Below are 26,655 nucleotides of genomic sequence, written 5' to 3' on the forward strand. Positions count from 1 at the left end.
GCGGATGACCATGTTCCCTGACGCCGTACCCGCCCCCGACCTGCTGCACGCGCAGGCCTGCCTGATCGATGCCCTCTCGATGTCGCTGCAGATGCGCGACGCCTACACCCGCCACCACTGCGACCGCGTTGGCCTGCTCGCGCAGCGCCTGGCCACGCACTGCGATCTTGATGACGAGGCCCGTGCGCAGATCGGCCTGGCCGCGCGCTTCCATGACATCGGCAAGATCGGCATACCCGATGACGTGCTGCTGGCACCCCGCCGGCATACCGACGAGGAGCGCGCGATCATGCGCGAGCATCCGGTACGCGGCGAACACATCTTCCTGGCCACCGGCCGCAGCGACGCCTTGCCGGTGGCGCGGCTGATCCGCGCCCATCACGAGGCCTTCGATGGCAGCGGCTACCCCGATGGGCTGCGCGGCGAATCCATCCCGCTGGGCGCGCGCATCGTCACCATCGCCGATGCCTACGATGCGATGACCAGCGTGCGCCCGTATCGCGACGCGATGGAGCATGAGGCCGCATTGCGGATCATCGACGAGCAGGCCGGCGGGCTGGTGGATCCGTACGTGCTGCAACGCTTCCATCGCATGCTGGAGCGGGAACCGGCGCTGGCCTGAGATCGGCCGGGCAAACGAAAGGCCCGGCGTTCGCCGGGCCTTTCGCTCCACGCGTCACGGGTGATCGATTACCAGATCACCACACGCTTGTCGTCGGCGCGCACCATCGCATCACCCGCCTTGCACTGGAATGCAGCAGCGAACGAGGGCATGTTCGACGGCGCACCGTTGGCACGGAAATTGGCCGGCGCGTGCGGATCGGTGTTCAGGCGCACGCGCAGCTCGCCATCGGTAAAGTTGCGGCGCCACACGGTGGCCCAGTTCATGAAGAAACGCTGATCCTGGCTATAGCCGTCAACTTCGACATTGGCCTTCGGGTCTTCCTTCAGCGCCATCTGCAGCGCGTCGTAGGCCACGGTCAGGCCGCCCAGGTCGCCGATGTTCTCGCCCAGGGTCAGCTTGCCCTTCACGAATACGCCCGGCACCGACTCGTAGCCGTCGAACTGCGCGACCAGCTGGTCGGTACGCTCGGTGAAGGCCTTGCGGTCGGCGTCCGTCCACCAGTTGTCGAAGTTGCCGTTGGCGGCGAACTGGCTGCCCGAGTCGTCGTAGCCGTGCATCATTTCGTGGCCGATGACCGCACCGATGCCGCCGTAGTTCAGCGCCGGATCGGCCTTGGCGTCGAAGAACGGCGCCTGCAGGATCGCCGCCGGGAACACGATCTCGTTCTTGGTGGCGTTGTAGTACGCGTTGACGGTCTGCGGGGTCATGCCCCACTCGGTCTTGTCCACCGGCTTGCCGATCTTGTCCAGCATGTAGCGGTAGTTGAACGCACGTGCTGCCTGCATGTTGCCCAGGTAGCTGTCGCCGTTGGTCTGCAGGCCCGACCAGTCACGCCACTTGTCCGGGTAGCCGATCTTCGGGGTGAAGCTGGCCCACTTTTCCAGTGCCTTCTTCCTGGTTTCCTCGCCCATCCACGGCAGCTGCTCCAGGCGCGCCTTCAATGCCTGCGACAGGTTCTCCACCAGGTGCTGCATGGCCACCTTCGACTCGGCCGGGAACACGGCGTCGACGTACAGCTGGCCCAGGGCCTCACCCATGCCACCGTTGACCGACTCCAGCACGCGCTTCCAGCGCGGCTGCATTTCCTTCTGGCCACGCAGGGTGGTGCCGTAGAAATCGAAGTTGGCCTTCTCGAACTGGCTGCTCAGGTACGGCGCGGCATCGTCGATGGTGTGGAAGCGCAGGTAGGCCTGCCAGGTGCTGGCCGGCACGTCGGCGAGCATCTTGTCCATTTCACCGAAGAAGCCCGGCTGGGCCAGCGAGAACTTCTGCGCGGCCGGTACCTTCAGGGTGTCGAACAGCGCGGTCCAGCTGAAGTTCGGGGTCAGCCTGTCGGCGTCGGCGGCGCTGAGCGGGTTGTAGCGCTTGGCCGGGTCACGCATTTCGATGCGCGACATCGAGGCCTTGGCCAGTCGGGTTTCGAAGGCCATCACGGCCTTGGCCTGCTCGGCGGCCTGCGCCGCGTCCACGCCGGACAGGGTCAGCACCTGTGCGATGTAGGCCACGTAGGCGTCGCGGATCTTGGCCTGCGCATCGTCGAAGTAATAGCCCTTCTCCGGCAGGCCCAGGCCGCCCTGGCCGACATAGGCGATGACGTTGGCCGAATCCTTGTAGTCGGCATTGGCGAACAGCGAGAACAACACGCCCTTGCCTTCGGCCTGGCTGTCGCGCAGGTACTGGGTGATGGCGGCGGTGTCGTTCAGCGCGGTGATCTTGTCCAGCTGCGGCTGCAGCGGCGCCAGGCCGGCGGCTTCGATCTTGGCCTCGTCGTTGCCGGTCTTCCAGATGTCACCGATCTTGGCTTTCACCGAGCCGGCCTTGGCCTGGCTGGCGGCGGCCTGCTGCACCAGCGCGTGCTGCACTTCCAGCGAGCGCTCGCGCAGGATCTCGAAGCTGCCCCAGGTGGTCTGGTCGCCCGGCACCGGGTTGGCCTTCAGCCACTTGCTGTTGACGAAGCCATTGAGGTCGGTACAGGCCGAAATGGCCGGATCCAGGTCGGCGCTGTTGAGCGAGATCAGCGGCGTCTTGATCTGCGACAGGTCGAAGGCCGGCTTGGCGTCGGCACTGGCCGCCGGCGCGGTTTCGTTCTTGCCACAGGCGGCCAGCGAGGCAGCGATGGCGATGGTCAGGCCCAGCGGGACCAGGTTGCGGACGTTCATGAGGCTCTCCTGCGGGTAATTTCACAGGGTAGCCGGGGGCGTGAGGTTGGGGACCGGCCAAAGGTCACAGAGCCCACGGCGCAGCTCCCGCCGCGTGCCGGTATGCTCTGGCCTCTGCGATCACTGGACCTCATGAGCATGGACGAACCTGCGCTGCTGCTGGCCCTCGACACCTGTGAGTTTCTGTTTCTTGCTGAGATTGGCGAGCCGGAAGCGAATCGTCTGCGCCTGGTCGTCGAGGAGGGCCGGGTGGTCGGAAAGCCCTCCCGCGTGGAGCTCGGTCATGGACGTTCAATCGATGATGTGCGTGCGATAGAGGTGGTACCCCACTCGCAGCGGTTTGAACTGATCTGGGACCACTACATCAGCTACGCCGTGCACAACGAGTCCTACCAGAGCTGGGACGACTCCGAAGCCTGGAGCGGCAACCTGTTCCGCCGCTACAGCCATTCGAAGTTCCTTGAATATCTGGGCCGTGCCACCTTCGCTGATACCCGTTACCCGGGCCCATTCACGCATTACCAGGTGATATGCCAGGACCACGTCATCGACATTGCTGCGTTGCAGTCGCCGAAGGTGCGCCTGCTGGATCCGTCGTAGCCGGAACATGCAGCCACCATGAAGTGGCTCTACCGGGTTGCGACAGCGTCAGCCGAGCGTGGGCTCGGCTCTACAAAAAGAAAGGCCGGCTTGCGCCGGCCTTCTGCTTCTTATTTCGCCTTGCCCTGGTTGGCTACGGCTTCGGCGGCCTTGCGCGCCGCTTCCGGGTCGCCGAGGTAGCGGAACGACTGCACGGTCAGGTCATCGTTCAGTTCGAACAGCAGCGGGATGCCGGTCGGGATGTTCAGCTCGAGGATTTCCTCGCGCGAGACGTTGTTGAGGTACTTGTACAACGCACGCAGCGAGTTGCCGTGGGCGGTGACCAGAACGGTCTTGCCGTCCTTCAGCTGCGGCGCGATGGCGTCGTGCCAGTACGGCAGCACGCGGTCCAGGGTGGTGGCCAGCGATTCGGTGCCCGGCAGCGCGTTGCGGTCCAGCCCGGCGTAACGGCGGTCATGGATCGGATGGCCCGGATCTTCCAGGTCCATCGGCGGCGGCGGGATGTCGTACGAACGACGCCACACCTTCACCTGCTCTTCGCCGTGCTTGGCAGCGGTCTCGGCCTTGTCCAGGCCCTGCAGGCCGCCGTAGTGGCGCTCGTTGAGGCGCCAGGACTTGTTCACCGGCAGCCAGTCCTGCTCCAGCTCGGCCAGCGCACCCTGCAGGGTGTGGATGGCGCGCTTCAGCACGGAGGTATGGGCGACGTCGAACTGCAGGCCTTCCTCGCGCATCAGGCGACCGGCGGCAGCCGCTTCCCGTCGCCCCTGCTCGGTCAGGTCGACATCGACCCAGCCGGTGAAGCGGTTGTCCAGGTTCCACTGGCTCTGGCCATGGCGCAACAGTACGAGTTTACGGGTCACTGCAGGGTCTCCAACGCGAGGAAAGGCAGGCCGCCATTGTAGCCCCGGTGGCCGCTCACCGTGCCGTGGCGCCGCGCATGCGATGCTGGAGCCAATGAATACGGTGATCGACCCCGGGCGCTGGGAAGGCAGCGTCACCGCTGCCCGCGCGCAACAGCTGCAACTGGCCGCCCGCGTGGAACGCCAGGACCGCCTGCCCCGTGACGTGCGCTGGCTGGCCGGGCTGGACGTCGGCTTCGAGGACAACGGTGCCATTACCCGCGCCGCGGCGGTGCTGCTGGATGCAAGGACGCTGCAGCCCGTGGCGCAGGAGATCGCGCGCATCCCCACGGTGATGCCCTATATCCCCGGCCTGCTCAGCTTCCGCGAGCTGCCGGCGCTGCTGGCCGCGCTGGCGCTGCTGCCGCGGGCACCGGACGTGGTGTTCGTCGATGGCCACGGCATCAGCCATCCGCGCAGGCTGGGCGTGGCCGCGCATCTGGGCGTGGTCACCGACCTGCCGAGCATCGGCGTGGCGAAATCGAAACTGGTGGGAAGGTTCGTCGAACCGGGCGCCGAGGCCGGCGCGCATACACCACTGCTGGACGGCGATGAGCAGCTGGGCTGGGTGCTGCGCAGCAAGGTGCGCTGCAAGCCGCTGTTCGTGGCCGGTGGCCATCGGATCAGTGCCGATACCGCGCTGGGCTGGGTGCAGCACACCCTGCGTGGCTATCGGCTGCCGGAGCCAACCCGGCTGGCGGATCGGCTGGCCTCGCGGCGGGACGAATAGCTGCGCCGGGCGTCTCCCGGCGCGCGCGTCATCTTCGATCAACGATGCACATGGCCACGATGGCCCTGCGCGTCCTCGCCGTGGTCGTGGCCTTCATGGCCCTCGTGTCCGCCGCCCTTGGCCGGCGCCGGCCCGCCACAGGCTTCGCCGCAGTGGTCCGCTTCGATCTGCAGTGTCACGTGCTCGATACCGAAGTCATCATGCAGGCGTCCGCCCAGCTCACGGCGCAGCGCATCGGCATCGGTGCCCTCGCGCATCACGATGTGCGCGGTCAGCGCCGGCGTGCTGGAAGCCAGCGCCCACACGTGCAGGTCATGCACGTCCAGGACTGCGGCGTGGCCGGACAGGCTGTCGCGCACCCTGTCCACGTCCATGCCCTTGGGCACGCCTTCCAGCAGCACGTTGATCGCTTCACGCATCAGCACGTAGGTACGCGGCAGCACCCACAGGCCGATCAGCACGGCCAGGATCGGGTCGATCGGTTTCCATCCGGTCCACTTGATCAACAATGCGCCCGCAATCACTGCCACCGAGCCGAGCATGTCGGCCCACACTTCCAGGTAGGCGCCCTTCACGTTGAGGCTCTCGCCACTGCCCGCCTGCAGCAGGCGCATCGAGATCAGGTTGATGACCAGGCCCGCAGCCGCGATCACCAACATGCCGGAGGAGGCGATCTCCTGCGGCTGGCGGAAGCGGCCGATCGCCTCCCACAGGATGTAGGCGGCGACCACGAACAGCATGGCACCGTTGATCATCGCGCCCAACGCTTCCAGCCGTGCATAGCCGTAGGTGCGGCGCGCATCCGGCGGGCGCCGGCTCAACCGTACCGCGACCAGCGCGATCATCAGCGCCAGCGCATCGGTGGCCATGTGCGCGGCGTCGGACAACAGCGCCAGGCTGTTGGTCCAGAACGCGCCCACCACTTCGACGACGAGGAAGGTGGTGGTCAGGCCGAGTGCCCACCACAAGGGTTTCTCGTGGCGGATCTCGGATGGCAGGTGATCGTGGTCGTGGCCCATGGCAACAGCTCCTTTGCGATGCGGTGCAGGCTACGCCGTGCTGGCGGGGGAGACTATTACGGTGTTTATAACATTGCAGGCCACACGAGCCCTCGTCGGGCATGGCCCGGCGAGGGCTGCAGACCGACGCCGGCCTGCGGTCAGAAGCCGAAGCGAAGGCTGGCCCAGTAGGCCCGGCCCGGTTCGTTGTAGGTCGCCGCACCGGCATCGCTGCTGTTGGCCTCGCGGAACAGGCGCTTGTCGGCCAGGTTGTTCACGCCGAAGCCGAAGCTGACCGTCTCGGTCACCTTGTAGCGCGCGCTCACGCCCCAGATGTTGTACGCGCCACGATCCTGCAGCGCGATCGATGCATCGCAGCTGCCGGTGCAGCGCGGGTCGTTGTTGATGTTGGTCGTGGCCGGTTCCTGCTTGCCGTAGAAGGTGCCGGTCAGCAGCACGGACAGCCTGTCGGTGGCTTGCCAGTCCAGCATGGTGTTGATCGTGTACTTCGGAATCACCGACAACGGCTGGTGCGTGGTCTTGTTCTCGTTTTCCACCATGTAGGTGAAGTTGTTGCTCCACTTCAGGCGGTTGCCCTGCTCGCCCAGCAGCGGAATGACCAGGTTGCCTTCCAGCCCCTGCACGATCGCCTTCGGCGCGTTCTCCCAGCGGAAGATGCGGCCCTTGGTGTCGGCGGTCAGCCCGATCTGGGTGTAGCCGGCCTGGATCTTGTCCTTGTAATCGTTGTGGAAGTAGGTCAACGACGCCTGCCAGCCGCTCTGCGGTGCCCATTCGATGCCCAGTTCCTTGTTCAGGCTGGTTTCCGCCTTCAGGTCCGCGTTGCCGCGCATGTAGCAACCGGCGCCCAGGCTCGGCAGCGCATTGGGGCAGCCGTTGCCGCGGGTGTAGTAGAGATAGTCCGGATTGGACTGATACAGGTTCGGCGCCTTGAACGCGCGGGCAATGCCGCCCTTCACCACCCAGTCGCTGCTGATGCGGAACTGCGCGTTGAGGCTGGGGCTGGTGTTGTTGCCGAACTGGCTGTGGTGGTCGAAGCGCAGGCCCGGGGTAACGATCCAGCGCTCGCCCAGGTAGATGTTGTCTTCCACGAACACCGCCGTGGTCTGCGCATCGGCCTTGCCGCGCGCACGATCAGCCGACAGCCCCGGGATGCCACCGCCGCTGCTGCTGGACTGGCTCATCGAGTACGGGTCGGTCAGGCGGCTGTCCAGGTATTCAAAGCCCAGCGTCCAGATGTTCTCGGCGCCGCCCAGCGTGGTCGGGAAGCTCACTTCGCCATCCAGCTGGTAGTTGCGCAGGCGCGAGGTCGACCAGTCGGTGCCGTTGAAGCTGCCCTCCGGGCCACCGGCCAGGCCTTCATTGATGCGTGAGTTGTTCACCGCCTCCACCGCGGCGGTCACCCGCGAGGTCACATCGCCCCAGCGGCCACGATGGGTGATCGCGCCGGTGTTGCGATACATGCGGTTGGTTTCCGCCTTGCCGTCGGCCAGGGCGGCCAGATCGATGCCGGTCGAAGTGCCGGTGGTGCTGACCGCGCGGTCACCGGCATAGATGTTGCCCTGGCGGCTGGTGCCGGCCTCGAACTCGACCACCTGGTCGGCGGTCACGTCCCAGCGCAGCAGCGCGTTGATGTCGCGGTTCTTGACGCCCTCGCGGCCAGCCGGTGGCACTGCGTTCGGCTGGGTGGCGTACCGGCGGTTGAGATCGAGTGAATCGGCGTCGGTCTTGTTGAGGTTGCCGTACAGGCGGAACGACAGCGTGTCGGTCATCGGCCCACTCAGCTGCAGGCCGACGCGCTCGCTGCCACCTTCGGCGCTGTGTTCGGGCACCAGCCCGTACAGGTCGACCGCACCGGTCAGGTCGCCGGTCGGGCGCTTGGTGATGATGTTGACCACGCCACCGGACGCACCGGAGCCATAGCGTGCCGCCGCCGGTCCGCGCAGCACTTCGATGCGCTCGATCATCTCCGCCGGCACCCAGTTGGTGTCGCCGCGCGTGTTGCGCTCGCCACTGCGGCCCATGCGCACGGCATCGCGCGCACCGATGCGCTTGCCGTCGACCAGGATCAGGGTGTTTTCCGGGCCCATGCCGCGCAGGTCGATCTGGCGGTTGTTGCCGTACTGGCCCGAGGCGCTGTTGCCGGTGAGGTTGACGCCCGGCATGGTGCGCAGCAGTTCGGCGATGTCGTTGGCCGGTGGGCGCTTGGCGATGTCCTCGGCGGTGATGGTCGAGGTACCCAACGCCTGGCGGGCAATCTGCGAGGCGGTGACGTGCACCGTGTCGATATCGGTGGCGTCGGCTTCAGCCTGGGCGGTCAGGGCGCTGCCCGCCAGCAGGGCGGCAACGGCGAGCGCCAGCGGGCGCGGCGAGAGGACAACGGCAGGAGACATGATCTGGACCTTCTGGCAGGGCAACGGGGCCTCTGGCAAAGGGCTTGAGGCAACGACGAGGGGGAGGCGGAGCGTCGCTGCAGTCGCCTGCGGCCCGATCCGTGCGCGCATTCTCCCATCAATGAGAGTGATTCTCAAATGCGTTCGCTCATTGATACCGCAGGCGTGGTGTGCCCTGCGCGCCGAACGACCCTGCATCGCGCTTAAACTGGCCGGCTTGCCCACCATCAACCGCACGCCGCCGCGGCCGATACCCGTGGTTTGCCGTACGCAGTCAGAGATCGACGTGGAACCACCCCAACTGGACGATGCGAGCCAGCCGCTGGCCGAGGCCTGGCAGCACTGCCTGCAACAGGCCGGCCCGGCCGCCACCGCGCTGCTGCACGCCGCCGCAACCGATGCCCCGCCGGCGCTGGCCCAACGCTTCTACGAAGTGCTGTTGCAGGACGGGCGTGCACGCCGCTTCCTGTCCCACGATCAGGTCAAGCAACGCCTGCAACCGGCCATGCAGCGCTGGCTGGTGCAGCTGCTGACCACCGATGCCGACGGCATTGCCGCCACCGTTGCCTCGCAACGGGTGATCGGCGATGTGCATGCCCGGGTCGGCATTCCGGTCGACCTGGTCACCCGCGGCGCGCGCGTACTCAAGCACGAGCTGTTCGTGCGCCTGCGCGACGACGCGCCCGACAGCGCCACCGCGTTCGCCGCCATCGACTGCCTCAGTGCGATCATGGACATCGCCATGGAAGGCATGACCCTGGCCTACACCCATGCACGCGAGCGCTCCACCCGTGCCGATGCTGCCTATCGGCTGTTCTCGCTGGTGCAGAATGTCGGTACTGAACGCGAGCGCCAGCGTGCACTGCTGCTGGACTGGGAGAACGCCCTGCTCTACGCACTCGCCGGCCACGTGCAGGCCAGCGAAAGCGCGAGCCTGGCGACCTCGGAATTCGGCCTGTGGTTCACCCACAAGGGCATCCCCAGCTTCGGCGAGAGCAGCGAAACCCAGCAGGTCGGCCAGCTGATGGCCCGCATCGACGGCAACCTGCAGCGGGCAAGCCATGACACCCCGGCGCAACGACTGGCGGTGCTGCCGGCCATCCGCGAGGACCTGGCCGCCATCCGTACCCTGATGACGCTGTTGTTCGAACGCATCGGTGAACTGGATGCCGGCAGCGATGCCCTGACCAACCTGCTCAACCGCCGCTTCCTGCCTACCGTGCTGCGCAGGGAGATCGAGCTGGCCACGCGCAACCGCACGCCGTTCTCGCTGCTGCTGCTCGACCTGGATCACTTCAAGGCGATCAACGACGGCCACGGCCACGATGCCGGCGACCGCGCGTTGCAGCACGTCGCCGGCCTGCTCGGCCAGCTGACCCGCGGCAGCGACTACCTGTTCCGCTACGGCGGCGAGGAGTTCGTGGTGGTGCTGGTTGCCGCCAGTGAGTCACAGGCCACGGTGATCGCCGAGAGCCTGCGCCGGCAGATCGCGCAGTCGCCAGTGGCACTGGCCAACGGCCAGGCTCTGTCGCTGACTGCCAGCATCGGCGTGGCCGGCCATGATGGCCACCCGGACTACGAGCGGTTGATGGCACGTGCCGACGCGGCGATGTACGAGGCCAAGCGCAGCGGCCGCAACCGCGTGGTGGTGGCCAGCGCGGACCTGCAGGAAGCCCCGGGGCGGCGCGCGTTGCAGCGCTGAACTGGCGGAAATGAAAAATCCCGGTGGCGGGTAGAGTCGACTGTTAGTCGACTACCGCGCGCAGCGCGGAGCTTTTCGCCGTCGGAACGAGGAGCAGTCGACTAACAGTCGACTCTACCGATTCGCGCGCCAGCCGCTGCTTTCACCGCCCGCCTCCGCCACGCTGCCCACCACAGCAGCGCCAGCAGCGCGATGCCGGCGCCCAGCAGGCACACGGCAGGCCAGCCGTGCCGGGCCTGCATCCAGGGCCCGGCAGCCGCACCGACACCACTACCCACCGCATAGAAGAGCATGTAAAGCGCCACCAGGCGTCCATGCTGCTCGCCCGGCGCGCGCAGCAGCAGCGCCTGGTTCGAGACATGCAGCGCCTGCCCACCCAGATCGAGCACGATCACGCCCAGCAGCAGCAACGACAGCGACTGCGGCAGGCCCAGCAGCGGCCACCACGCGACCAGCATCAACAGCAGCGCGCCAAGACTGACCCGATCGGCAAAACCGCGGTCCATCCAGTGCCCGACCCGCGACGCCATCAATGCACCTGCCACCCCGGCCAGGCCGAGCGCACCGATGGCCGCAGTGGACCACTGCAGCGGTGGGGCCGACAGCGGCAAGGGGGCCGCCGCCCAGAACACGTTGAGTCCGGCAAACAGCAGCAACGCCAGTGGACCGCGCTCGCGCAGCGTGCGATCCCGGCGCAGCATGCCCAGCATCGAGCCGATCAGGTCGCGCCAACGCGGCGGCACCGGGGGTATCGGCACAGCCGGCAGGCGTCGCCACAGCAGTGCGGCCAGGGTCGCCATCAGCGCTGCCGACAGCAGATAGACTGCTTGCCAGCCGGCAATGGCCGCCACCGTGCCGGACAGCACGCGCGCCAGCAGCAACCCGATGAACACCCCGCCCTGCACCACCCCCACCACGCGCCCGCGCTGCGCGGCCGGAGCCATCGCTGACGTGTAGGCGATCAAGCCCTGGGTCAGCGCCGTGCCCAACAGCCCGGCCAGCAGCATGCCCGACAACAGCCAACCGGCCGTGCGTGCCGCTGCCAGCCACAGCAGGGCTGCCACCAGTGCCGCCAGCTGCAGACGCAGCAGGTGCCGCCGGTCACCGCGATCAGCCAGCGGCAGCAACCCGAGCAATGCCAGCACGCTGCCGGCCTGGGTCGCGGCCAACACCGCGCCGGCAACCGCCCGCTCCAGCGCGAAGGCGTGTGCAAGCTGATCCAGCAGCGGCTGCGCGTAATAGACGTTGGCAACGCTGGCGCCGGCGGCAACCGCAAGCAGCACCAGCAGGGGGCGTGGAATCGGCATGGCATTCGTCATCTGGTTTCATATTGAAACCGGATGCAGGCTAGCCACTTTGGTTTTAAACTGCAACCACATAGGACGGAGACCGCCATGCACGCAGACAGCCCCTGCCCCGTTGCCCGCAGCGCCGACCTGCTCGGTGATCGCTGGGCACTGCTGGTGATCCGCGATGCCTTCGACGGCGTCAGCCGCTTCGGCGACTTCCAGCGCAGCCTCGGCGCGGCGCGCAACATCCTCAGCGACCGCCTGCGCCGGCTGGTCGAGGCCGGCATCCTGCAGCTGCGGCCGGCCTCCGATGGATCGGTCTACCAGGAGTACGTGCTCACCGCCGCCGGCCAGGAACTGTTCCCGCTGCTGGTCGCGCTGCGCCAGTGGGGAGAGCGCCATCGCTTCGGTATGGGGGAAGCCCATTCACAGCTGATCGAATTGGCGACGCGGCGGCCGCTGCCCTACATGCAGCCGCTAGACGCAGCTGGTCATGCTCTCGCGTCAGGCCAGACGGTCGTGCTCAAGCTCGTCTGAAGCGCGCGCTTCCGCCAGACGAGGATCGGTTCTTCTACAACGTCTCGTAGGGGGCTCTCTACTCGTGATGCTAGACGGTGACCACTGCTCATACCTCGGCCCAGTGGGCATTTGTTCAAGCGCCTTTGGGCTTGCCCTTGTGGCATACGACGCCTCCAAAGCAATTGGCGCATAGCTCCCACAGCTCGAACGCCACTGTGCCGAATACAGCACTCGCTGATCTACCCACTTCCAGGTCACTCATCACCACCAGCCCAATCAAAAAAGGCAGATTGAAATTTTCAGATGTACTCAACCCAAGCACGACGTTCTAGTTCTTTTGCAGCGGACAGATACGCAATCTGATCGGCCTTATCAAAGTCATCTCAATATCTGAGACGAAGATCTCCGATGCTCGAGGCTCATTCAGCCCGTGCATCAAACATGACAGACAAAGACCAGTACCCTGAGATCCCCAGCACCCGCATCTTGCTGCTTCGTATCAAACGTCCGAAGCAGGTTATACCCCTCAGCAAGGCGGAAAACTACGTAGTTGGCAGCATGGTCGCGTTGTTCCTTCTGAGCCTTGGATGCATGGCACTTCTGAAGGCAGATCAGATCACTCAGCAGGCTGCCAAAGTGATCGTGCTCCCGCTGACGGGGATTATCATGTTCCTGGGGCTAGTATTCTTTGTCATTCAGGTCGTCCAGTTCTTTCTGCTGTTCAGGCATGGCTTCAACAATATGGCGGATCGCGTAGATGTCTCTGCTGACGCAGATTCCACCCTTGCCGAGGATCTTTCGCACTGCAATACCCAGCATTTGGACCAGCGCTCAAAGCTTCTTGAGCAGGAATCCAAGCTCCTCACAAGGCGTGCTGGATTGGCATCTGCAGCAACCGCCATCAGCGCACTGATCATCAATCTCTTGAGCACCGGGAACGGCGACAAGACCGCGCAGTGGGTGTCAGACGCCAAGCTTCTGATCACCTGTTGCAGCTTGGGTTTGCTGGCGGGAGCAGTGATCGTGATTATCTTTGCAGGGAAGCTAGAGAAGATCTCCACATTACTGAAGCTTGCTTCAGAGAGAGGCTCGCAACGCAAGCTAGAGCGAGAGATGGCCGATTGAAACTCCAAGGGACCGCGCGGCAGGATCGCACGGTCGGTCACATGCCAACGTAACCCGCGGATACGCGGCATCACGACGGGCCTTCTGGGCCCCCGGCCGACGTTCTTGCCGATTTCCTATCCAGACGACTTCACTTCCATGACCCGCCCATTCGCGCACACCGCGACCCGGCCGCGCCGGTTAGCATCGGATGTTTCCACCGCCGGACACCGACGATGTCGCGCTATCGCCCTTCCCTGATGACCGCCCTGCTGCTGCCGTTGCTGGCCTGCAGCGCCGGAACCACGCAGGCGCGCGAGGCGGCCGCGCCCGCCGACCACGTGCAGGCCGATGGCCCTTATGTGTTCCGCCAGGGCGACCAGGTGCAGGCCCAATGGATCTGCGCCGACATGGTCGAATCGCGCACGCTTGCCTCCGGGGCAACAGGGACCGATATCGCACCGCGCTGCGGCTACGAACACACCGTGCACGTGGCTGCGCCGAATGCAGCCTCGGTGTCGGTGCTGCCGGCCACACCGCGCATCGTCGCGCTGTCCGACATCCACGGCCAGTACGGGTTGCTGGTGCGCCTGCTGCGTGCCCACCACGTGATCGACGCGGAAGATCGCTGGGCGCTGGGCAAGGACACCCTGGTCATCGCCGGCGACGTGTTCGACCGCGGCCCGCAGGTGACCGAGGCGTTCTGGCTGCTCTACGGCCTGCAGCAGCAGGCGGCCGCCGCCGGTGGCGCCGTGCACTTCGTGCTCGGCAACCACGAAACCATGGTGCTGTACGACGACCTGCGCTACGTCAACCCGAAGTACCTGCGCAGCGCCCAGCTGCTGGGCCGCAGCTACCCGCAGCTGTATGGCGCCGACTCGGTGATCGGGCAGTGGCTGCGCACCCGACCGGTACTGCTGAAGATCGGCGATACCCTGTTCCTGCACGGCGGCATCTCGCCCGAGGCGGTGCAGCTGGCGCTGGACCCGGCACGCACCAACGCGGCCTACCAGGCCTCGCTGGGCCTGCCCAAGGCCGAAGTGAAGGCCGACCCGGCCACCGCACCGCTGTATGACGGCAAGACCAGCCCGATCTGGTACCGCGGCTATTTCGATGGCCGCCTCGACACCGCGGGTGTGCAGGCCGTGCTCGACCGCCTGCAGCTCAAGCGCATCGTGGTCGGCCATACCTCGATGCCACACGTCAGCAGCTTCCACGGCGACCGCGTGATCGCCATCGACAGCAGCATCAAGAACGGCGAGAACGGCGAACTGCTGTTCATCGAGGAGGGCAAGCTCAGCCGTGGCCTGCTGGATGGCTCCCGGATGCCGCTGGCGCTGGGTGAGCCGGGGCTGCAGGACTGAATGGAGGGACAGCGTGACGGCGCCGGGAGGTGCCGGCGCGCTCCACCTTCACCCGGTTTGCGGCTACCCTTCGGCAGCCGAGAGGCCCGCCCCGTCCAGCCGGTGGGCCTGACCGTTACAGGAGCCCCGCGCATGCGCGTTCTGATTGCTGAAGACGACCCGGACATCGCCTCCGGCCTGTGCGCCTCGCTGCGCCGGCAGGGGCACGTGGTCGACCACGTCGACAACGGTGCGCACGCCGATGCAGCACTGGGCTCGACCCAGTATGCACTGCTGGTGCTGGATCTGGGGCTGCCGCAACTAGATGGCCGCGACGTGCTGCAACGACTGCGCCAGCGCGGCGATGGCCTGGCGGTGCTGGTGGTGACCGCGCGTGACGGCCTGGCCGAGCGGGTGCGCGTGCTCGACCTCGGTGCCGACGACTACCTGGTCAAGCCGTTCGCACTGGATGAATTCGAAGCCCGCGTGCGTGCACAGCTGCGGCGGGTCACCAGCAATGGCAATCCGGACCTGCGCATCGGCCGCTTGCGCCTGGACCTGGCCGGGCACCGCGTATGGATCGACGACCAATCACTTGAACTGACCGCACGCGAGTTCGGCCTGCTGTCGGCGCTGGCGGTGCGTGCAGAGCGCATCGTGTCACGCGCGCAGCTGGTGGAAGCGCTGTGCGACTGGGGCCAGGACCTGACCGACAACGGCCTGGACATCGCCCTGCACCGCCTGCGCCGCAAGCTGCAGCCGGGCGGCATGGGCATCCGCACCGTGCGCGGGCTGGGCTACATGCTGGAAGACGCGCAGGACGGCAGCGCGCCGTGATCAGCGGCCCCCCCAGCCTGCGACGGCGCCTGCTCGCCTTCCTGGCGTTGCCGATGCTGGGCCTTCTCACCTTCAATACGATCCTGGCCTATTACGTTGCGCTGGACTATTCCAACCGCATCCACGACCGCAACCTGATCGACGACACGCACTCGTTCGCACAGATGCTGAGCACCATGCCGGTGACCAGCGACCTGTCTCCGCAAGCACGCTTCCTGATCGAGTACGAACCCGACGGCCATCGCTATTTCAACGTCGACAGCAGCCGCCAGGGGACGCTCAGCGGCAATGCAGATTTCAGTGCCTACGCGCCTTCGCAGGAATGCACCGGCGTGGACCCCACCCTGTACGATGGCATTCTCAACGGCCAGCCGGTGCGCATGGCCACCGTCTGCACGCGTGCGATGAACGATCCGCAGGACCAGCTTGCGGTGACGGTGGCCGAAAGCATGGCCGAACGACGCCAGCGCGCGCGAGAGATCCTGATGATCATCATCCCGCTGATGACCATGCTGGCGCTGGGCACTGCCGCGCTGGTCTGGTTCGGGGTGACCCATGGCCTTCGCATCCTGACCCCGCTGAGGACCCGCCTGGCACAGCGCCGAGGCGAACTGGCGCCGATCTCCGACGCCGACGTGCCGGAGGAAATCCAGCCACTGATCAGCACCATCGACGATCTGTTTGCCCGCCAGGCGGAAATGATCACCCTGCAGAACCGTTTCATCGCCGACGCCGCGCACCAGCTGCGCTCGCCGTTGGCCGGCATGGCCCTGCACGTGGACCAGGCACTGGCGCATGGCGACCCGGACACGGTGCGCGAGGCACTGCAGCACATCCGCCGGCTCAACCAGCGCACCGCGCGGGTCAGCACCCAGCTGCTGGCGCTGAGCCGGGCCCAGACCGTGCCGGAGACGGTGGAGGTACTGGACCTGTGCGAACGGGTGCCGCAGTGGGTCGGTACACGCGTGCCTGAAGCGATCCGCGATGGCATCGATCTGGGTTACCGCGGCAGCCCCCAGCCGCTGCGCGTGCTCGGCAACGGTGCCCAGCTGCAGGAAGCACTGGACAACCTGATCGACAATGCGCTGCGCTATGCCGGCCGCGATGCGACCGTTACCGTCGGCGTGCACGCGCTGGATGACAACGACGTCGAACTGTACGTGGAGGACAACGGGCCCGGCGTACCCGAGGACGTGATGCCGCGGCTGGGCGAGCGCTTCTTCCGCGCCCCCGGCACCACCGCCAGCGGCACCGGCCTGGGCCTGGCCATCGCCCACGAGGCGGTGGAGCACTTCGGCGGGCGCCTGACCTTCCTCAACCGCCCCGGCGGCGGGCTCAAGGTCGCCATCACGCTGCCGCTGCTGAAGGGCCCCTGACCCGGACCGGGGCGCTGAAAGGCTGGCGAAAATCGCGGTTGCGATCCTGACCCTCCCCACTGCCGTCCCGGAGCCGCCAGGTGACCGACTCGCACGACTTCTTCCTCCCCGGTGGCCCGCAGGGCGTGCTGCTGGTCCACGGCCTGACCGGTACCCCGGCGGAAATGCGCATGCTGGGCAAAGGGCTGAACAACGCCGGCTTCACCGTACACGGCGTGCAGCTGCCCGGCCATTGCGGCACCGTGGATGACCTGCTGGCGACCACCTGGGAACAGTGGTACCAGGGCGTGGAAGATGCGGCGGCAAGCCTGCGCGGCAAGGTCGACCAGCTGTTCGTCGGTGGCCTGTCGATGGGCGCGGTGCTGTCGCTGGCACTTGCTGCTCGACGACCGGACTGGGTGTCCGGCGTCGGCGTGTATGGCGCCACGTTCCGCTACGACGGCTGGAACATACCCGCCGTCGCCCGCCTCTCGTTCCTGCTACCGTGGTTCAAGCGCTTCAACATCGGCCGCGACCGCATGTTCATGGAAGAACCGCCGTACGGCCTGCGCGACGAGCGCCTGCGTGCGCAGGTCAGCGCCGCCATGTTGTCCGGCGACAGCGCGGCGGCCGGCCTTCCGGGCAATCCCTGGCACGCGCTGGCCGAGATGCGGGCGCTGAGCAACTGGACCCGCCGCCACCTGCACCAGGTCACCGCCCCGTGCCTGGTGATGCACGCCCGCGAAGACGACGTGGCCAGCATGGGCAATGCCGAACTGGTGATGTCGCGGGTCAGTGGCCCGAAGGAACTGGTGGTGCTGGAGGACAGCTACCACATGATCACGATCGACCGCGAACGCCGCGAGGTGATCCGCCGCAGCGCGCGCTTCTTCACCGGGATCGGTGAACGCAGCGGCGTCCTCAAGGCGGTGGCCTGAGATGGGGGCACTTGCCACGCTGCTGTGGCTGGCCAATGTCGTGCTCGATACCGGTGGCCAGCTCGCCTTCAAGGCCGCCGCCAGCGACCCGCAGGAGGGCGAGGGACTGCAGCGCTGGAAGCACATGCTCAGCCGCCCCTGGCTGTGGATCGGCATCGCCTGTTACGTGCTTGAATTCGTCGCCTGGATCGCCTTCCTGTCACTGGTTCCGCTGTCCAAGGGCGTGCTGCTGGGCTCGATCAACATCGTGGCGCTGATGATCGCCGGCCGTATCCTGTTCCGCGAGAAGCTCACGCCATTGCGGGTGACCGGGATGCTGCTGGTCACAGCAGGCGTGGCGGTGGTGGGGGCCGGCTCATGAGGCGCCTGTATGTGATCGGCTTCCCCCTGCTGATGGCCTTCGACACCCTGGCCCAGCTGTGCTTCAAGTACGCCGGCGATGCTGCGCTGCCGGTCGAGGCCAACACCACCTGGCTGCTGCGCGTGCTGTCGCAACCATGGGTGTACGGCGCCATCCTGGGCTACGTGGGTGCGTTCTTCACCTGGATGAGCCTGCTGCGGCATGCGCCGATCGGCCCGGCATTCGCGGCCTCGCACCTGGAAGTGATCAGTGTGCTGCTGCTGTCGGCCTGGCTGCTGAAAGAGCCGCTCACCCTGCACCACCTGGTCGGTGCGGTGCTGATCGTGGCCGGCATCGTCTGCCTCGGCCGCGCGGAAGCGGACGACCCGCACAGTCCCGCCGAAAGCACCTCGTGAGCGGGCTGCGATGAGCCTGTTCGCGCGCGAACTGCCACCGACCGCCGGCCTGCCGATGCAGGCCAGCGACTTCCTTCCCGGTGGTGGTGACCTGCGCGGGATCCTGGCCAACCAGCTGGGCACGCCGCCGCTGCAGCTGACCTGTTCCGGCACGCACGCGCTGCTGATCGCCCTGCGCACCCTGCGCAAGCGCGCGCCCAGGCGCGACACGGTGATCATGCCGGCCTACACCTGTCCGCTGGTGCCGATCGCGGTGCACAGCCTCGGCCTGCGCGTGCAGCTGTGCGATACCCGGCGCGGCCACTTCGACTTCGATCCCGGCCAGCTCAAGCGGTTGGCCGATGCGCGTACGTTGGCCATCCTGCCGACCCACCTCGGCGGTCGCATCGCCGATGTCGAACGGGCCTGCGACATCGCGCGCGGCGCCGGCGCCTGGGTCATCGAAGATGCCGCACAGGCGCTGGGCGCACGGGTGGGCAACAGCAGTGTCGGCCTGCGTGGCGACATCGGATTCTTCAGCCTGGCCGCCGGCAAGGGGCTGAGCCTGCACGAAGGCGGCCTGCTGGTCAGCCGCGATGACGAACTGCGCGCCGAACTGGCCGAGCATGCCGCCGAACACGTGCGCTTCAACCTGCGCTGGGAGCTGCTTCGCAGTGTGCAGCTGCTTGGCCTTGCCGCCTGTTATCGCCCCTCGCTGCTGTCGCTGGTGTACGGCAATCCGCTGCGCAACGCACTGCAGCGTGGCGATCTGGAAGACGCGGTCGGTGATGTTTTCCCGCTGGACATACCGCAGCACCGGGTCAGCCGATGGCGGCAGAACATCGGTGCCCATGCCGCGCGGCGATTGCCGGCGTTCCTGCAGGCCGGGCGCCTGCGCGCACTGCAGTTGCGCGTGCAGCTGGCACAACTGCCGGCGGTGGAGGTGGTCGATGGCCTGGCCGGTAGCGGCGGCACCTGGCCGATGCTGATGCTGCTGCTGCCCAGCCAGCGCGCGCGTGACGCCGCACTGGACACACTGTGGCCGCGCGGCCTCGGCGCCAGCCGTATGTTCATCCGTGCCCTGCCCGACTACGCCTACCTGCGTGGCATCGTGCCGCAGGAGGACGTGCCCAATGCACGTGACTTCGCCGCACGCATGCTCACCCTTGGCAACAGCGCCTGGCAGACCCGTGAGGAGACGGCCGAAATACTGCAGGTCCTGGCCCGTGCCTGACCCGCACGTGCATGCATGGCCTGCGCGCCGCGCATTCATCCATGCATCTTCCTGAACGCTTTCCCAGCCCGTAAAAAAAGCCTTTCAACAGGAAAGGAACGAGAAAGGCGGCCTGCCTACATTGAGCCTGCCCCGGCATCGTGCCGGACGCTTCTTTCATCGACGGACCTGCCCATGCGCTGGAGCATCCTGTGTGACTTCGACGGCACCATCAGCCTCGAAGATGTCATCGACTCGCTGCTGGAAAAGTACGGCCAGCCGGGCTGGCAGGAACTGGAAGACCAGTGGAAGGCGGGAAAGATCGGCTCGCGTGAATGCATGCAGGGCCAGGTGCGGCTGCTGAAGCTGGATCCGGCCACGCTCGATGCCCATCTGGACCAGGTGCAGATCGATCCGGGCTTCGCCGCCTTTGTCAGCCGTGCCGGACAGCTGGGCGTTCCGCTGCGCATCGTCAGTGACGGCCTGGACTATGCGATCCATCGCATTCTCGCCAACCACGGCCTGGCGCAGCTGCCGGTGGTGGCCAACCACCTGCGCTGGTGCGATGACCACTGGGAACTGGAATCGCCCTACCAGGCCGAAGGCTGCCGCAGTGGCACCTGCAAATGCACCTGCGCCGCGCAGGCGCGCGCCAACGAAGCACCGCGCGTGCTGATGATCGGCGACGGCAGTTCGGATTTCTGTGTATCCGAAGATGCCGACTTCGTGTTCGCCAAGCGCCGCCTGATCACCCATTGCACCCATGCCGGCATCGAGCATGCCGCCATCGACACCTTCCACGACGCAATCGCACTGCTGCCGCGCTTGCTCGATGGCAGCCTGCTGCAGCCACGTCGTCTCGACGCCAGCCCGCAGCCCGCCGCACTGCCCCTGCTGCTGGCCACCGCCTGAGCACTCCCTTCCAGGCGCGCTCCCCTGTTACCCCTTTCGAACGTCCTTCACGGAACCGAACTGCATGAACATTTTTGACAAGAACGCCGCCGCCGCTGCCTCCGATGCGCAGCTGCTGGCCGACGAAGCCCGCTACAGCTCCTTCGGCGATACCGTCCACTACGTCGATCCGCCTAAGATCTTCCAGCGCGGCGAAGGCAGCTACATGTTCGACGGCGCAGGCGTGCCCTACCTCGACCTGCAGATGTGGTACTCGGCGTGCAACTTCGGCTACAGCAACAAGCGCCTGAACGATGCACTGAAGGACCAGATCGACACCCTGCCGCAGGTCGCCAGCCAGTACCTGCACCCGACCCGCGTGCAGCTGGCCAAGACCATTGCCGTGGACATGCACGAGAAGTTCGGCCTCGACGGCCGCGTGCACTTCAACGTTGGCGGTGCGCAGGCCATTGAAGACTCGCTGAAGATCGTGCGCAACGCGCGCGGCGGCAAGAGCCTGATGTTCGCCTTCGAGGGCGGCTACCACGGCCGCACCCTGGGTGCGTCGTCGATCACCTCCAGCTACCGCTACCGCCGCCGCTACGGCCACTTCGGCGAGCGCGCGATGTTCATCCCGTTCCCGTACCCCTTCCGTCGCCCGAAGGGCATGACCCCGGACGAGTACTCCGACCACTGCGTGTGGCAGTTCGAGCGGCTGTTCGAAAGCGAGTACAACGGCGTGTGGGATCCCAAGGTCGGCCAGGCCGAGTACGCCGCGTTCTACGTCGAGCCGATCCAGGGCACCGGTGGCTACGTCATCCCGCCGCGCAACTTCTTCACCGGCCTCAAGCGCGTGCTGGACAAGTACGGCATCCTGATGGTCGTCGATGAAATCCAGATGGGCTTCTGGCGCACCGGCAAGCTGTGGTCGATCGAGCACTTCGGCGTGACCCCGGACGTGCTGGTGTTCGGCAAGGCGCTGACCAACGGCCTGAACCCGCTGTCGGGCCTGTGGGCGCGCGAAGAGCTGATCAACCCGACCGTGTTCCCGCCGGGCTCCACCCACTCCACCTTCAACTCCAACCCACTGGGCACCCGCCTGGGCCTGGAAGTGCTGAAGCTGGGCAAGGAAATGGATTACGAGCGCACCGTGCCGGAAAAGGGCGCGTACTTCCTCGACGGCCTGCGCGGCCTGCAGAAGCGCCACCCGGAAATCGGCGACGTCGACGGCCTGGGCCTGGCGCTGCGTGCGGAAATCTGCCAGGCCGACGGCTACACCCCGAACAAGGAGCTGCTGGACCGCATGGTCGACATCGGCCTGGCCGGTGACCTGCTGCACGACGGCAAGCGCATGGGCCTCGTGCTCGACGTGGGTGGCTGGTACAAGAACGTGATCACCTTCGCGCCGTCGCTGGACATCAGCTACGAAGAGATCGACCTGGCGATCACCCTGCTCGACCAGGCGCTGACCAAGGCCAAGGGCTGAGGTCGATGCGCTGCCGGTTCCCGTGCCGATGGAAATGACGTCACGCGCATCCAGCACCGCGCTGGAACCGGCCGCGCTGCTGGAGGGCTTCCTGGCCCACCCGCCGCTCGGATTCGAGGCGGGCCGCCTTCCCAGCGGCCTGCCGACCTTCCGTGCCCTGTTGGACCTGACCACCACGATGGACGACGAACTGCGCGGCAGGCTGCTCGGCCTGCCGCTGTCGCGCCTGTGGCGGCCTTGGATCACCTGGAAGACGCGCTTCGTCGGTGCCACCAGCACCGAGTACACCCCGTTGCCGGCGCACGTGGCGCCGGAGGCGCTGGCCGAGGACGTGACACGTCACGCGATCGGCGATACCCGGCTGCTGGTGGTCAAGGACCTGGCGATCGATTCACCGCTGCTGGACGACGCCGCCAACGCACACAGCGGCGCCTTCCTGCAGGCGCTGCTGGCACGCGGCTTCGTCGAACTGGAAGGCATGCCGCTGGCCTGGGTGGCGATCGATTTCGATTCGCTCGACGACTATCTCGGCCGCCTGTCATCGTCGCGCCGCAAGAACATCCGTCGCAAGCTGCGCTCGCGCGATGACCTGCAGATCGACTGCATCGCCACCGGCAACCCGGCCCTGGCCGACCCGCACCTGCAGGCCGAACTGTACGCGCTGTACCTGGGCGTATACGCGCAGAGCGCGGTGCATTTCGACCAGCTCGACCTGCCCTATTTCCAGTACCTGCTGGCCGACAGCCAGGGCCAGGGACGGATGTTCCTGTACCGCCACCAGGGCCGGCTGATCGGCTGGAACCTGTGCTACGTGCATGCCGGCAAGCTGGTGGACAAGTACATCGGCCTGGCCTATCCGCAGTCGCGCGAGCACAACCTGTACGCAGTCAGCTGGATGCACAACCTCGAGTACGCGCAGCAGCACGGCCTGAGCCACTACGTGGCCGGCTGGACCGACTCGCGGATCAAGGCCGAACTGGGTGCGCGCTTCACCTCCACCCGGCATGCGATCCATGCTGGTTCCCCGTTGCTGCGCGCTGCGCTGCGCAGGCTGGCACCCTATCTGCAGGGCGAACCTGATGGAGGCGGTTGAATGATGCCGTTGCGTTCCCCGCTGATCCTGGACCTGGACGGTGGCGTGCTGCCGCTGCCACAGGCGCAGACCCTGGCCCTGCCGCAGTGGCATGACCCGCTGCGCTTTGCCTGCAGCAATGCCACCCTCGACCGTTTCGCCGCTGACGTGCTGGCACCGCTGCCGGCCCAGCTCGGAACCGTCATGCTCGGCAGTGGCGACTTCCACCACCTGAGCCTGCCACTGCTGCGCCGCATGCATGGGCAGGCCCCGTTCCAGCTGGTGGTGCTGGACAACCATCCGGACAACATGCGGTTCCCGCTCGGCATGCACTGCGGCTCGTGGGTGAACGCCGCCAGCAAGCTGCCGCAAATCTCGCACATCCATGTGCTCGGCATCACTTCCAGCGACATCGGCCCCGGTCATGCCTGGGAGAACCACTGGCGACCGCTGATGGGTGGACGCCTGACGTACTGGTGCATGGACGTGGACGTGGGCTGGGGCCACCGCCTCGGCATGGGCCGTGCGTTCCGACGCTTCGAGCATCCGGAGGCACTGGTCGCCGCGTTCGCCGCCGAGCAGGCCACATCCCCGCAGCCGACCTACCTGTCGATCGACAAGGATGTATTCGCCGAGGACGTTGCGCGCAGCAACTGGGACCAGGGCCGCTTCCAGCTGGAACACGCACTGGTGGTGATCGAAGCACTGCGCGCCGGTGGCCTGGTCGGCAGTGACATCACCGGCGAAGTCTCGCTGGCGAACTACCAGAGCGGCTTCAAGCGCTGGTTGTCGTCGCTGGATGGCCAACCGGACATCAGCGCCGATGATCTTCCCGTCTGGCAGGCGCGTCACCAGCAGGTGAACCGCGAACTGCTGGCGGCAATCGCCGCCGCACCGACGGCCTGCTGACCGCGTCGGCAATGCCGGCCGTTGGCCGGCAATGCCAACCAAGGTTGGCATCTACCAGCGCCGGGTAGAGCCGAGCCCACGCCCGGCTGGCGCCTTCTGTAGAGTCGAGCCATGCTCGCCTGAGGGGACCGCGAACAGCAGCCGAGCATGGCTCGGCTCTACACTGGGTTCCCACCTCGGAGCCGCCGCCATGCCCCAGACCGTCATCCCGCAACTGCGCATGCGCCACGCAGACACCACCCTGCCGTTCTACGTGCAGGGGCTGGGTTTCGTGGTCGACTGGGAACACCGCTTCGAAGCCGGTTTGCCGTTGTTCGCCCAGCTCACCCGGGATGGCCAGACGATCTTCCTCACCGAGCACAGCGGTGACTGCGAGGTCGGCAGCGCGGTGTACTTCATCGTCGACGACGTCGACAGCGTGTACCGCGCCTTCAGCGCCGCCAGCGTGCCGATCGAGCAGCCACCGCATGACACCGACTGGGGCAGCCGCGAAATGCTGCTGCGCGACCCCGACGGCAACCGCCTGCGCTTTGCCACCCACCTGGACTGAACAACGCGGGCTTGAGGCAAATATACGAAACATATACGATTCGTATATTCCCTGCTCCAGGACCGCCAATGGGCATCGTCAACATCGATGACACCCTGCACGACCAGCTGCGCCGTGCCTGCACCGTCTCCAGCCGCTCGATCAACGCCCAGGCCAACTTCTGGATCCGGGTCGGCATGCTGTGCGAAATGAACCCCACGCTGAGCTTCCAGGACATCGTCGCCAGCGAACTGCGCGCCGCCGGCGTGCAGCCGCAGGCGCTGGCACCCGGGCGGGGCTGACGTGGCGGTGATCAAGCAGCCGCACGAAACTACGCTGATGGCCGAATCCGGGCGCCTGCTGGCGCAGGTGTTCGCCGCGCTCGACCGGCTGCCGCTGCAGGGCCGCAGCACGATGGAGATCAACGACTTGGTCGAGCGCATGATCGTCGATGAGCTGCAGGCGCGGCCGGCCAGCAAGGGCCAATACGGCTTCCCGTATGTGCTCAATACCTCGATCGACAACGTGGTCTGCCACGGCGTGCCCAGCACCACCGACGTGCTGCGCAATGGCCAGATCGTCAACCTCGACATCACCCTGGAGAAGAACGGCTACATCGCCGACTCCAGCACCACCTACCTGGTCGGTGAGGTCGACTACGCCGCGCGCAGGCTGGTGCAGACCGCCTACCAGGCGATGTGGAAAGGCATCGCTGCGGTGCGCCCCGGCGCGCGCCTGGGCGACATCGGCCACGCCATCGCCCGCCACGCGCGCAGCCACGGCTACAGCGTGGTGAAGGAATACTGCGGCCATGGCATCGGCCAGGAAATGCACGAGGAGCCGCAGATCCTGCACTACGGCCATCCCAACACCGGCAGGGTGCTGGAAGAAGGCATGGTGTTCACCATCGAGCCGATGCTCAACCAGGGCAAGCCGGCCATCCGCCAGCAGCCGGACGAATGGCCGGTGTACACCCGCGACGGCAAGCTGTCGGCGCAGTTCGAGCACACGGTGGCGGTCACCCGCAACGGTGTGCGCGTACTGACCCTGCGCCCCGGCGAAGCGCCACTGTGCGTGGTGGACGCGGCCTAGAGCGGACGCAACAGCAACAGTGTCGCCAGGCAGAACATGAAGACCGCCACGGCGGCATCCAGCACCCGCCAGGCACCTGGCCTGCGGAACACCGGCTGCAACAGGCGCGCCCCATAGCCGAGCGAGCAGAACCAGGCCACGCTGGCCACGCAGGCCCCGGCGGCGAAGGCCCAGCGCAGATTGCCCGGGTAGCGCGTGGACAGGCTGCCCAGCAGCACCACCGTATCCAGATATACGTGCGGGTTGAGCAGGGTGAACGCCAGGCAGGTCAGCAGCACCTGGCGCGCACTGCCGGCCTGCGCCTCGGCGGCGGCCAATACGCTACCACCGCGCCACGCGCGCAGTCCCGCCTGCAGGCCATACCAGAGCAGGAACGCCGCGCCACCGAAGCGCAGCCCCTGCAGCAGCAGCGGCCACTGCAGCACCAGCGCGCCCATGCCACCGACGCCGGCCAGGATCAACGCGGTGTCCGCGCCGGCGCAGGCCAGCACCACCCTGCCCACATGCCGCTGCTGCAGGCCCTGGCGCAGCACGAAGGCATTCTGTGCGCCGATGGCGATGATCAGGCCGGCACCTGCGAACAGGCCGGCGGCGGTAGCGGCGATCCACATCAGGACAGGCCAGGCAGCGAGGGGACGCGCAGGGTGCGGCCACCGCCCCTGTTTAGACAATCTGATTTTTCTTTATCCTGTGCAGGAAAACTGAAGGGGCACCGGCATGGATCTGGTACATCCACAATTGGCCGCGTTCGCTGCGGTGCTGGAAGAAGGCAGCTTCGAGGCCGCGGCACGCCGCCTGTCGATCAGCCCATCAGCACTGTCGCAACGGATCAAGGCGCTGGAAGACAGGCTCGGGCAGGTCCTGGTGGTGCGCCAGGCACCCTGCCGACCGACTGCTGCGGGGGAAGCGCTGCTGCGCCGGGTACGCCCGATGCAGGCGCTGGAAGCCGAGGCGCTGGCCGAGCTGCTACCCGAGCGTGGCAACGACGCTGCGCGTACGCCCATCCCCCTGGCGGTCAACGACGACTCGCTTGATACCTGGTTCGTGCCCGCCGTCGCCGACCTGTACCAGCGCCATGGCTACCTGTTCGACCTGCGCATGGACGACCAGGACCACACCCTGCAGTTGCTGCGCGATGGCAGCGTGCTCGGCGCAGTGACCGCCGAAAGCCAGCCGGTGAAGGGCTGCAACGTGCACCCGCTCGGCGCCATGCGTTACC

At 66.7% G+C, this 26,655-nt stretch carries 27 protein-coding genes; 21 read left to right on the forward strand and 6 right to left on the reverse strand.

Annotation, left to right across the window (positions count from 1 at the left end):
- The first annotated feature begins 4 nt into the window (after window positions 1–4).
- Complete coding sequence (locus AB839_RS11960) at window positions 5–622, forward strand: HD domain-containing phosphohydrolase (protein WP_061479525.1); 618 nt, start codon at window positions 5–7, stop codon at window positions 620–622.
- 68 nt (window positions 623–690) lie between these two features.
- On the opposite strand, the gene AB839_RS11965 is transcribed toward AB839_RS11960, so the two are convergent.
- Window positions 691–2,784 carry a M13 family metallopeptidase gene (locus tag AB839_RS11965; protein ID WP_061479526.1) on the reverse strand — a complete coding sequence of 698 codons (2,094 nt, stop codon included), beginning with the start codon at window positions 2,782–2,784 and terminating at the stop codon, window positions 691–693.
- Between the two features lie 138 nt (window positions 2,785–2,922).
- Between AB839_RS11965 and AB839_RS11970 the strand changes: the two genes are divergently transcribed.
- The gene (locus AB839_RS11970) at window positions 2,923–3,384 is read left to right on the forward strand and encodes a hypothetical protein (RefSeq protein WP_231352623.1); all 462 of its coding nucleotides are present in this window, start codon (window positions 2,923–2,925) and stop codon (window positions 3,382–3,384) included.
- Window positions 3,385–3,494: 110 nt separating this feature from the next.
- Here the strand turns inward: AB839_RS11970 and gpmA are convergent, their stop codons facing one another.
- Window positions 3,495–4,244, reverse strand: a complete 750-nt coding sequence (gene gpmA, locus AB839_RS11975; protein ID WP_014036448.1) for a 2,3-diphosphoglycerate-dependent phosphoglycerate mutase — start codon at window positions 4,242–4,244, stop codon at window positions 3,495–3,497.
- A gap of 94 nt (window positions 4,245–4,338) precedes the next feature.
- On the opposite strand from gpmA, the gene nfi reads away from it, so the two are divergent.
- A complete protein-coding gene (gene nfi / locus AB839_RS11980; RefSeq protein ID WP_061479528.1) occupies window positions 4,339–5,013 on the forward strand; it encodes a deoxyribonuclease V in 675 nt (224 codons plus the stop codon).
- A 38-nt stretch (window positions 5,014–5,051) separates the two neighbouring features.
- Here nfi and AB839_RS11985 read toward each other — a convergent pair whose 3' ends face one another.
- Both AB839_RS11985 and AB839_RS11990 read right to left on the reverse strand, forming a co-directional pair.
- Window positions 5,052–6,032 (reverse strand): cation diffusion facilitator family transporter, encoded by a 981-nt coding sequence (locus AB839_RS11985; protein WP_061479529.1) that lies wholly within the window; start codon window positions 6,030–6,032, stop codon window positions 5,052–5,054.
- 140 nt (window positions 6,033–6,172) lie between these two features.
- Window positions 6,173–8,422 (reverse strand): TonB-dependent siderophore receptor, encoded by a 2,250-nt coding sequence (locus tag AB839_RS11990; protein ID WP_061479543.1) that lies wholly within the window; start codon window positions 8,420–8,422, stop codon window positions 6,173–6,175.
- Between the two features lie 286 nt (window positions 8,423–8,708).
- Here AB839_RS11990 and AB839_RS11995 point away from each other — a divergent pair, with 286 nt between their 5' ends.
- Complete coding sequence (locus AB839_RS11995; protein ID WP_061479544.1) at window positions 8,709–10,124, forward strand: GGDEF domain-containing protein; 1,416 nt, start codon at window positions 8,709–8,711, stop codon at window positions 10,122–10,124.
- A gap of 101 nt (window positions 10,125–10,225) precedes the next feature.
- Here the strand turns inward: AB839_RS11995 and AB839_RS12000 are convergent, their stop codons facing one another.
- A complete protein-coding gene (locus AB839_RS12000) occupies window positions 10,226–11,431 on the reverse strand; it encodes an MFS transporter (RefSeq protein ID WP_241776776.1) in 1,206 nt (401 codons plus the stop codon).
- A gap of 87 nt (window positions 11,432–11,518) precedes the next feature.
- On the opposite strand from AB839_RS12000, the gene AB839_RS12005 reads away from it, so the two are divergent.
- The 16 genes from AB839_RS12005 to map all read left to right on the forward strand — a co-directional run bounded on the left by AB839_RS12005 (window position 11,519) and on the right by map (window position 25,436).
- On the forward strand, window positions 11,519–11,950 hold the full coding sequence (locus AB839_RS12005; protein ID WP_061479531.1) for a helix-turn-helix domain-containing protein: 432 nt from the start codon (window positions 11,519–11,521) through the stop codon (window positions 11,948–11,950).
- Between the two features lie 423 nt (window positions 11,951–12,373).
- Complete coding sequence (locus AB839_RS12010) at window positions 12,374–13,057, forward strand: hypothetical protein (protein ID WP_061479532.1); 684 nt, start codon at window positions 12,374–12,376, stop codon at window positions 13,055–13,057.
- Between the two features lie 215 nt (window positions 13,058–13,272).
- Window positions 13,273–14,400, forward strand: coding sequence for a metallophosphoesterase (locus AB839_RS12015; RefSeq protein ID WP_061479533.1), 1,128 nt, complete (start codon window positions 13,273–13,275; stop codon window positions 14,398–14,400).
- A 132-nt stretch (window positions 14,401–14,532) separates the two neighbouring features.
- Window positions 14,533–15,216, forward strand: coding sequence for a response regulator (locus tag AB839_RS12020; protein WP_005415779.1), 684 nt, complete (start codon window positions 14,533–14,535; stop codon window positions 15,214–15,216).
- Window positions 15,213–16,592: a sensor histidine kinase gene (locus tag AB839_RS12025; protein ID WP_061479534.1), complete on the forward strand. Its 1,380-nt coding sequence runs from the start codon at window positions 15,213–15,215 to the stop codon at window positions 16,590–16,592. Before AB839_RS12020 ends, AB839_RS12025 begins: the two co-directional genes overlap by 4 nt.
- Window positions 16,593–16,672: 80 nt before the next feature.
- Window positions 16,673–17,509 (forward strand): alpha/beta fold hydrolase, encoded by an 837-nt coding sequence (locus AB839_RS12030; RefSeq protein WP_005415777.1) that lies wholly within the window; start codon window positions 16,673–16,675, stop codon window positions 17,507–17,509.
- Window position 17,510: 1 nt separating this feature from the next.
- Window positions 17,511–17,870 (forward strand): EamA family transporter, encoded by a 360-nt coding sequence (locus tag AB839_RS12035; RefSeq protein ID WP_021202495.1) that lies wholly within the window; start codon window positions 17,511–17,513, stop codon window positions 17,868–17,870.
- Window positions 17,867–18,265 (forward strand): DMT family transporter, encoded by a 399-nt coding sequence (locus tag AB839_RS12040; RefSeq protein WP_032954032.1) that lies wholly within the window; start codon window positions 17,867–17,869, stop codon window positions 18,263–18,265. The genes AB839_RS12035 and AB839_RS12040 overlap by 4 nt, the downstream gene beginning before the upstream one ends.
- Window positions 18,266–18,275: 10 nt before the next feature.
- Window positions 18,276–19,478, forward strand: coding sequence for a DegT/DnrJ/EryC1/StrS family aminotransferase (locus AB839_RS12045; RefSeq protein WP_061479535.1), 1,203 nt, complete (start codon window positions 18,276–18,278; stop codon window positions 19,476–19,478).
- 174 nt (window positions 19,479–19,652) lie between these two features.
- A complete protein-coding gene (locus AB839_RS12050) occupies window positions 19,653–20,369 on the forward strand; it encodes an MtnX-like HAD-IB family phosphatase (protein WP_061479536.1) in 717 nt (238 codons plus the stop codon).
- A 64-nt stretch (window positions 20,370–20,433) separates the two neighbouring features.
- Entirely contained in the window at window positions 20,434–21,834 is a 1,401-nt protein-coding gene (locus AB839_RS12055; protein ID WP_061479537.1) for an aminotransferase class III-fold pyridoxal phosphate-dependent enzyme, read from the forward strand.
- 28 nt (window positions 21,835–21,862) lie between these two features.
- Window positions 21,863–22,927: a GNAT family N-acetyltransferase gene (locus tag AB839_RS12060; RefSeq protein ID WP_061479538.1), complete on the forward strand. Its 1,065-nt coding sequence runs from the start codon at window positions 21,863–21,865 to the stop codon at window positions 22,925–22,927.
- Window positions 22,928–22,930: 3 nt separating this feature from the next.
- Window positions 22,931–23,815 carry a hypothetical protein gene (locus AB839_RS12065; RefSeq protein ID WP_061479545.1) on the forward strand — a complete coding sequence of 295 codons (885 nt, stop codon included), beginning with the start codon at window positions 22,931–22,933 and terminating at the stop codon, window positions 23,813–23,815.
- Window positions 23,816–24,005: 190 nt separating this feature from the next.
- A complete protein-coding gene (locus AB839_RS12070; protein ID WP_061479539.1) occupies window positions 24,006–24,365 on the forward strand; it encodes a VOC family protein in 360 nt (119 codons plus the stop codon).
- Between the two features lie 68 nt (window positions 24,366–24,433).
- Window positions 24,434–24,646 (forward strand): ParD-like family protein, encoded by a 213-nt coding sequence (locus tag AB839_RS12075; protein ID WP_061479540.1) that lies wholly within the window; start codon window positions 24,434–24,436, stop codon window positions 24,644–24,646.
- 7 nt (window positions 24,647–24,653) lie between these two features.
- A complete protein-coding gene (gene map / locus AB839_RS12080; protein WP_061479546.1) occupies window positions 24,654–25,436 on the forward strand; it encodes a type I methionyl aminopeptidase in 783 nt (260 codons plus the stop codon).
- On the opposite strand, the gene AB839_RS12085 is transcribed toward map, so the two are convergent.
- Complete coding sequence (locus AB839_RS12085; protein WP_061479541.1) at window positions 25,433–26,047, reverse strand: LysE/ArgO family amino acid transporter; 615 nt, start codon at window positions 26,045–26,047, stop codon at window positions 25,433–25,435. The two genes, map and AB839_RS12085, sit on opposite strands and share 4 nt — an antisense overlap.
- Before the next feature lie 106 nt (window positions 26,048–26,153).
- On the opposite strand from AB839_RS12085, the gene AB839_RS12090 reads away from it, so the two are divergent.
- A partial coding sequence (locus AB839_RS12090; protein ID WP_156476655.1) for an ArgP/LysG family DNA-binding transcriptional regulator occupies window positions 26,154–26,655 on the forward strand: 502 nt, incomplete at its 3' end.

This window comes from Stenotrophomonas sp. DDT-1, assembly GCF_001580555.1.
GTDB classification, from domain to species: domain Bacteria; phylum Pseudomonadota; class Gammaproteobacteria; order Xanthomonadales; family Xanthomonadaceae; genus Stenotrophomonas; species Stenotrophomonas sepilia.

Excerpts from the sequence above, each read along its gene's own strand:
- AB839_RS11960 (WP_061479525.1), top strand. The coding sequence starts at position 5 with ATGACCATGTTCCCTGACGCCGTACCCGCCCCCGACCTGCTGCACGCG.
- AB839_RS11965 (WP_061479526.1), bottom strand. The coding sequence starts at position 2,784 with ATGAACGTCCGCAACCTGGTCCCGCTGGGCCTGACCATCGCCATCGCT.
- AB839_RS11970 (WP_231352623.1), top strand. The coding sequence starts at position 2,923 with ATGGACGAACCTGCGCTGCTGCTGGCCCTCGACACCTGTGAGTTTCTG.
- nfi (WP_061479528.1), top strand. The coding sequence starts at position 4,339 with ATGAATACGGTGATCGACCCCGGGCGCTGGGAAGGCAGCGTCACCGCT.
- AB839_RS11985 (WP_061479529.1), bottom strand. The coding sequence starts at position 6,032 with ATGGGCCACGACCACGATCACCTGCCATCCGAGATCCGCCACGAGAAA.
- AB839_RS11990 (WP_061479543.1), bottom strand. The coding sequence starts at position 8,422 with ATGTCTCCTGCCGTTGTCCTCTCGCCGCGCCCGCTGGCGCTCGCCGTT.
- AB839_RS12000 (WP_241776776.1), bottom strand. The coding sequence starts at position 11,431 with ATGCCGATTCCACGCCCCCTGCTGGTGCTGCTTGCGGTTGCCGCCGGC.
- AB839_RS12005 (WP_061479531.1), top strand. The coding sequence starts at position 11,519 with ATGCACGCAGACAGCCCCTGCCCCGTTGCCCGCAGCGCCGACCTGCTC.
- AB839_RS12010 (WP_061479532.1), top strand. The coding sequence starts at position 12,374 with ATGACAGACAAAGACCAGTACCCTGAGATCCCCAGCACCCGCATCTTG.
- AB839_RS12015 (WP_061479533.1), top strand. The coding sequence starts at position 13,273 with ATGTCGCGCTATCGCCCTTCCCTGATGACCGCCCTGCTGCTGCCGTTG.
- AB839_RS12020 (WP_005415779.1), top strand. The coding sequence starts at position 14,533 with ATGCGCGTTCTGATTGCTGAAGACGACCCGGACATCGCCTCCGGCCTG.
- AB839_RS12035 (WP_021202495.1), top strand. The coding sequence starts at position 17,511 with ATGGGGGCACTTGCCACGCTGCTGTGGCTGGCCAATGTCGTGCTCGAT.
- AB839_RS12040 (WP_032954032.1), top strand. The coding sequence starts at position 17,867 with ATGAGGCGCCTGTATGTGATCGGCTTCCCCCTGCTGATGGCCTTCGAC.
- AB839_RS12045 (WP_061479535.1), top strand. The coding sequence starts at position 18,276 with ATGAGCCTGTTCGCGCGCGAACTGCCACCGACCGCCGGCCTGCCGATG.
- AB839_RS12050 (WP_061479536.1), top strand. The coding sequence starts at position 19,653 with ATGCGCTGGAGCATCCTGTGTGACTTCGACGGCACCATCAGCCTCGAA.
- AB839_RS12055 (WP_061479537.1), top strand. The coding sequence starts at position 20,434 with ATGAACATTTTTGACAAGAACGCCGCCGCCGCTGCCTCCGATGCGCAG.
- AB839_RS12060 (WP_061479538.1), top strand. The coding sequence starts at position 21,863 with ATGGAAATGACGTCACGCGCATCCAGCACCGCGCTGGAACCGGCCGCG.
- AB839_RS12065 (WP_061479545.1), top strand. The coding sequence starts at position 22,931 with ATGCCGTTGCGTTCCCCGCTGATCCTGGACCTGGACGGTGGCGTGCTG.
- AB839_RS12070 (WP_061479539.1), top strand. The coding sequence starts at position 24,006 with ATGCCCCAGACCGTCATCCCGCAACTGCGCATGCGCCACGCAGACACC.
- AB839_RS12075 (WP_061479540.1), top strand. The coding sequence starts at position 24,434 with ATGGGCATCGTCAACATCGATGACACCCTGCACGACCAGCTGCGCCGT.
- AB839_RS12085 (WP_061479541.1), bottom strand. The coding sequence starts at position 26,047 with ATGTGGATCGCCGCTACCGCCGCCGGCCTGTTCGCAGGTGCCGGCCTG.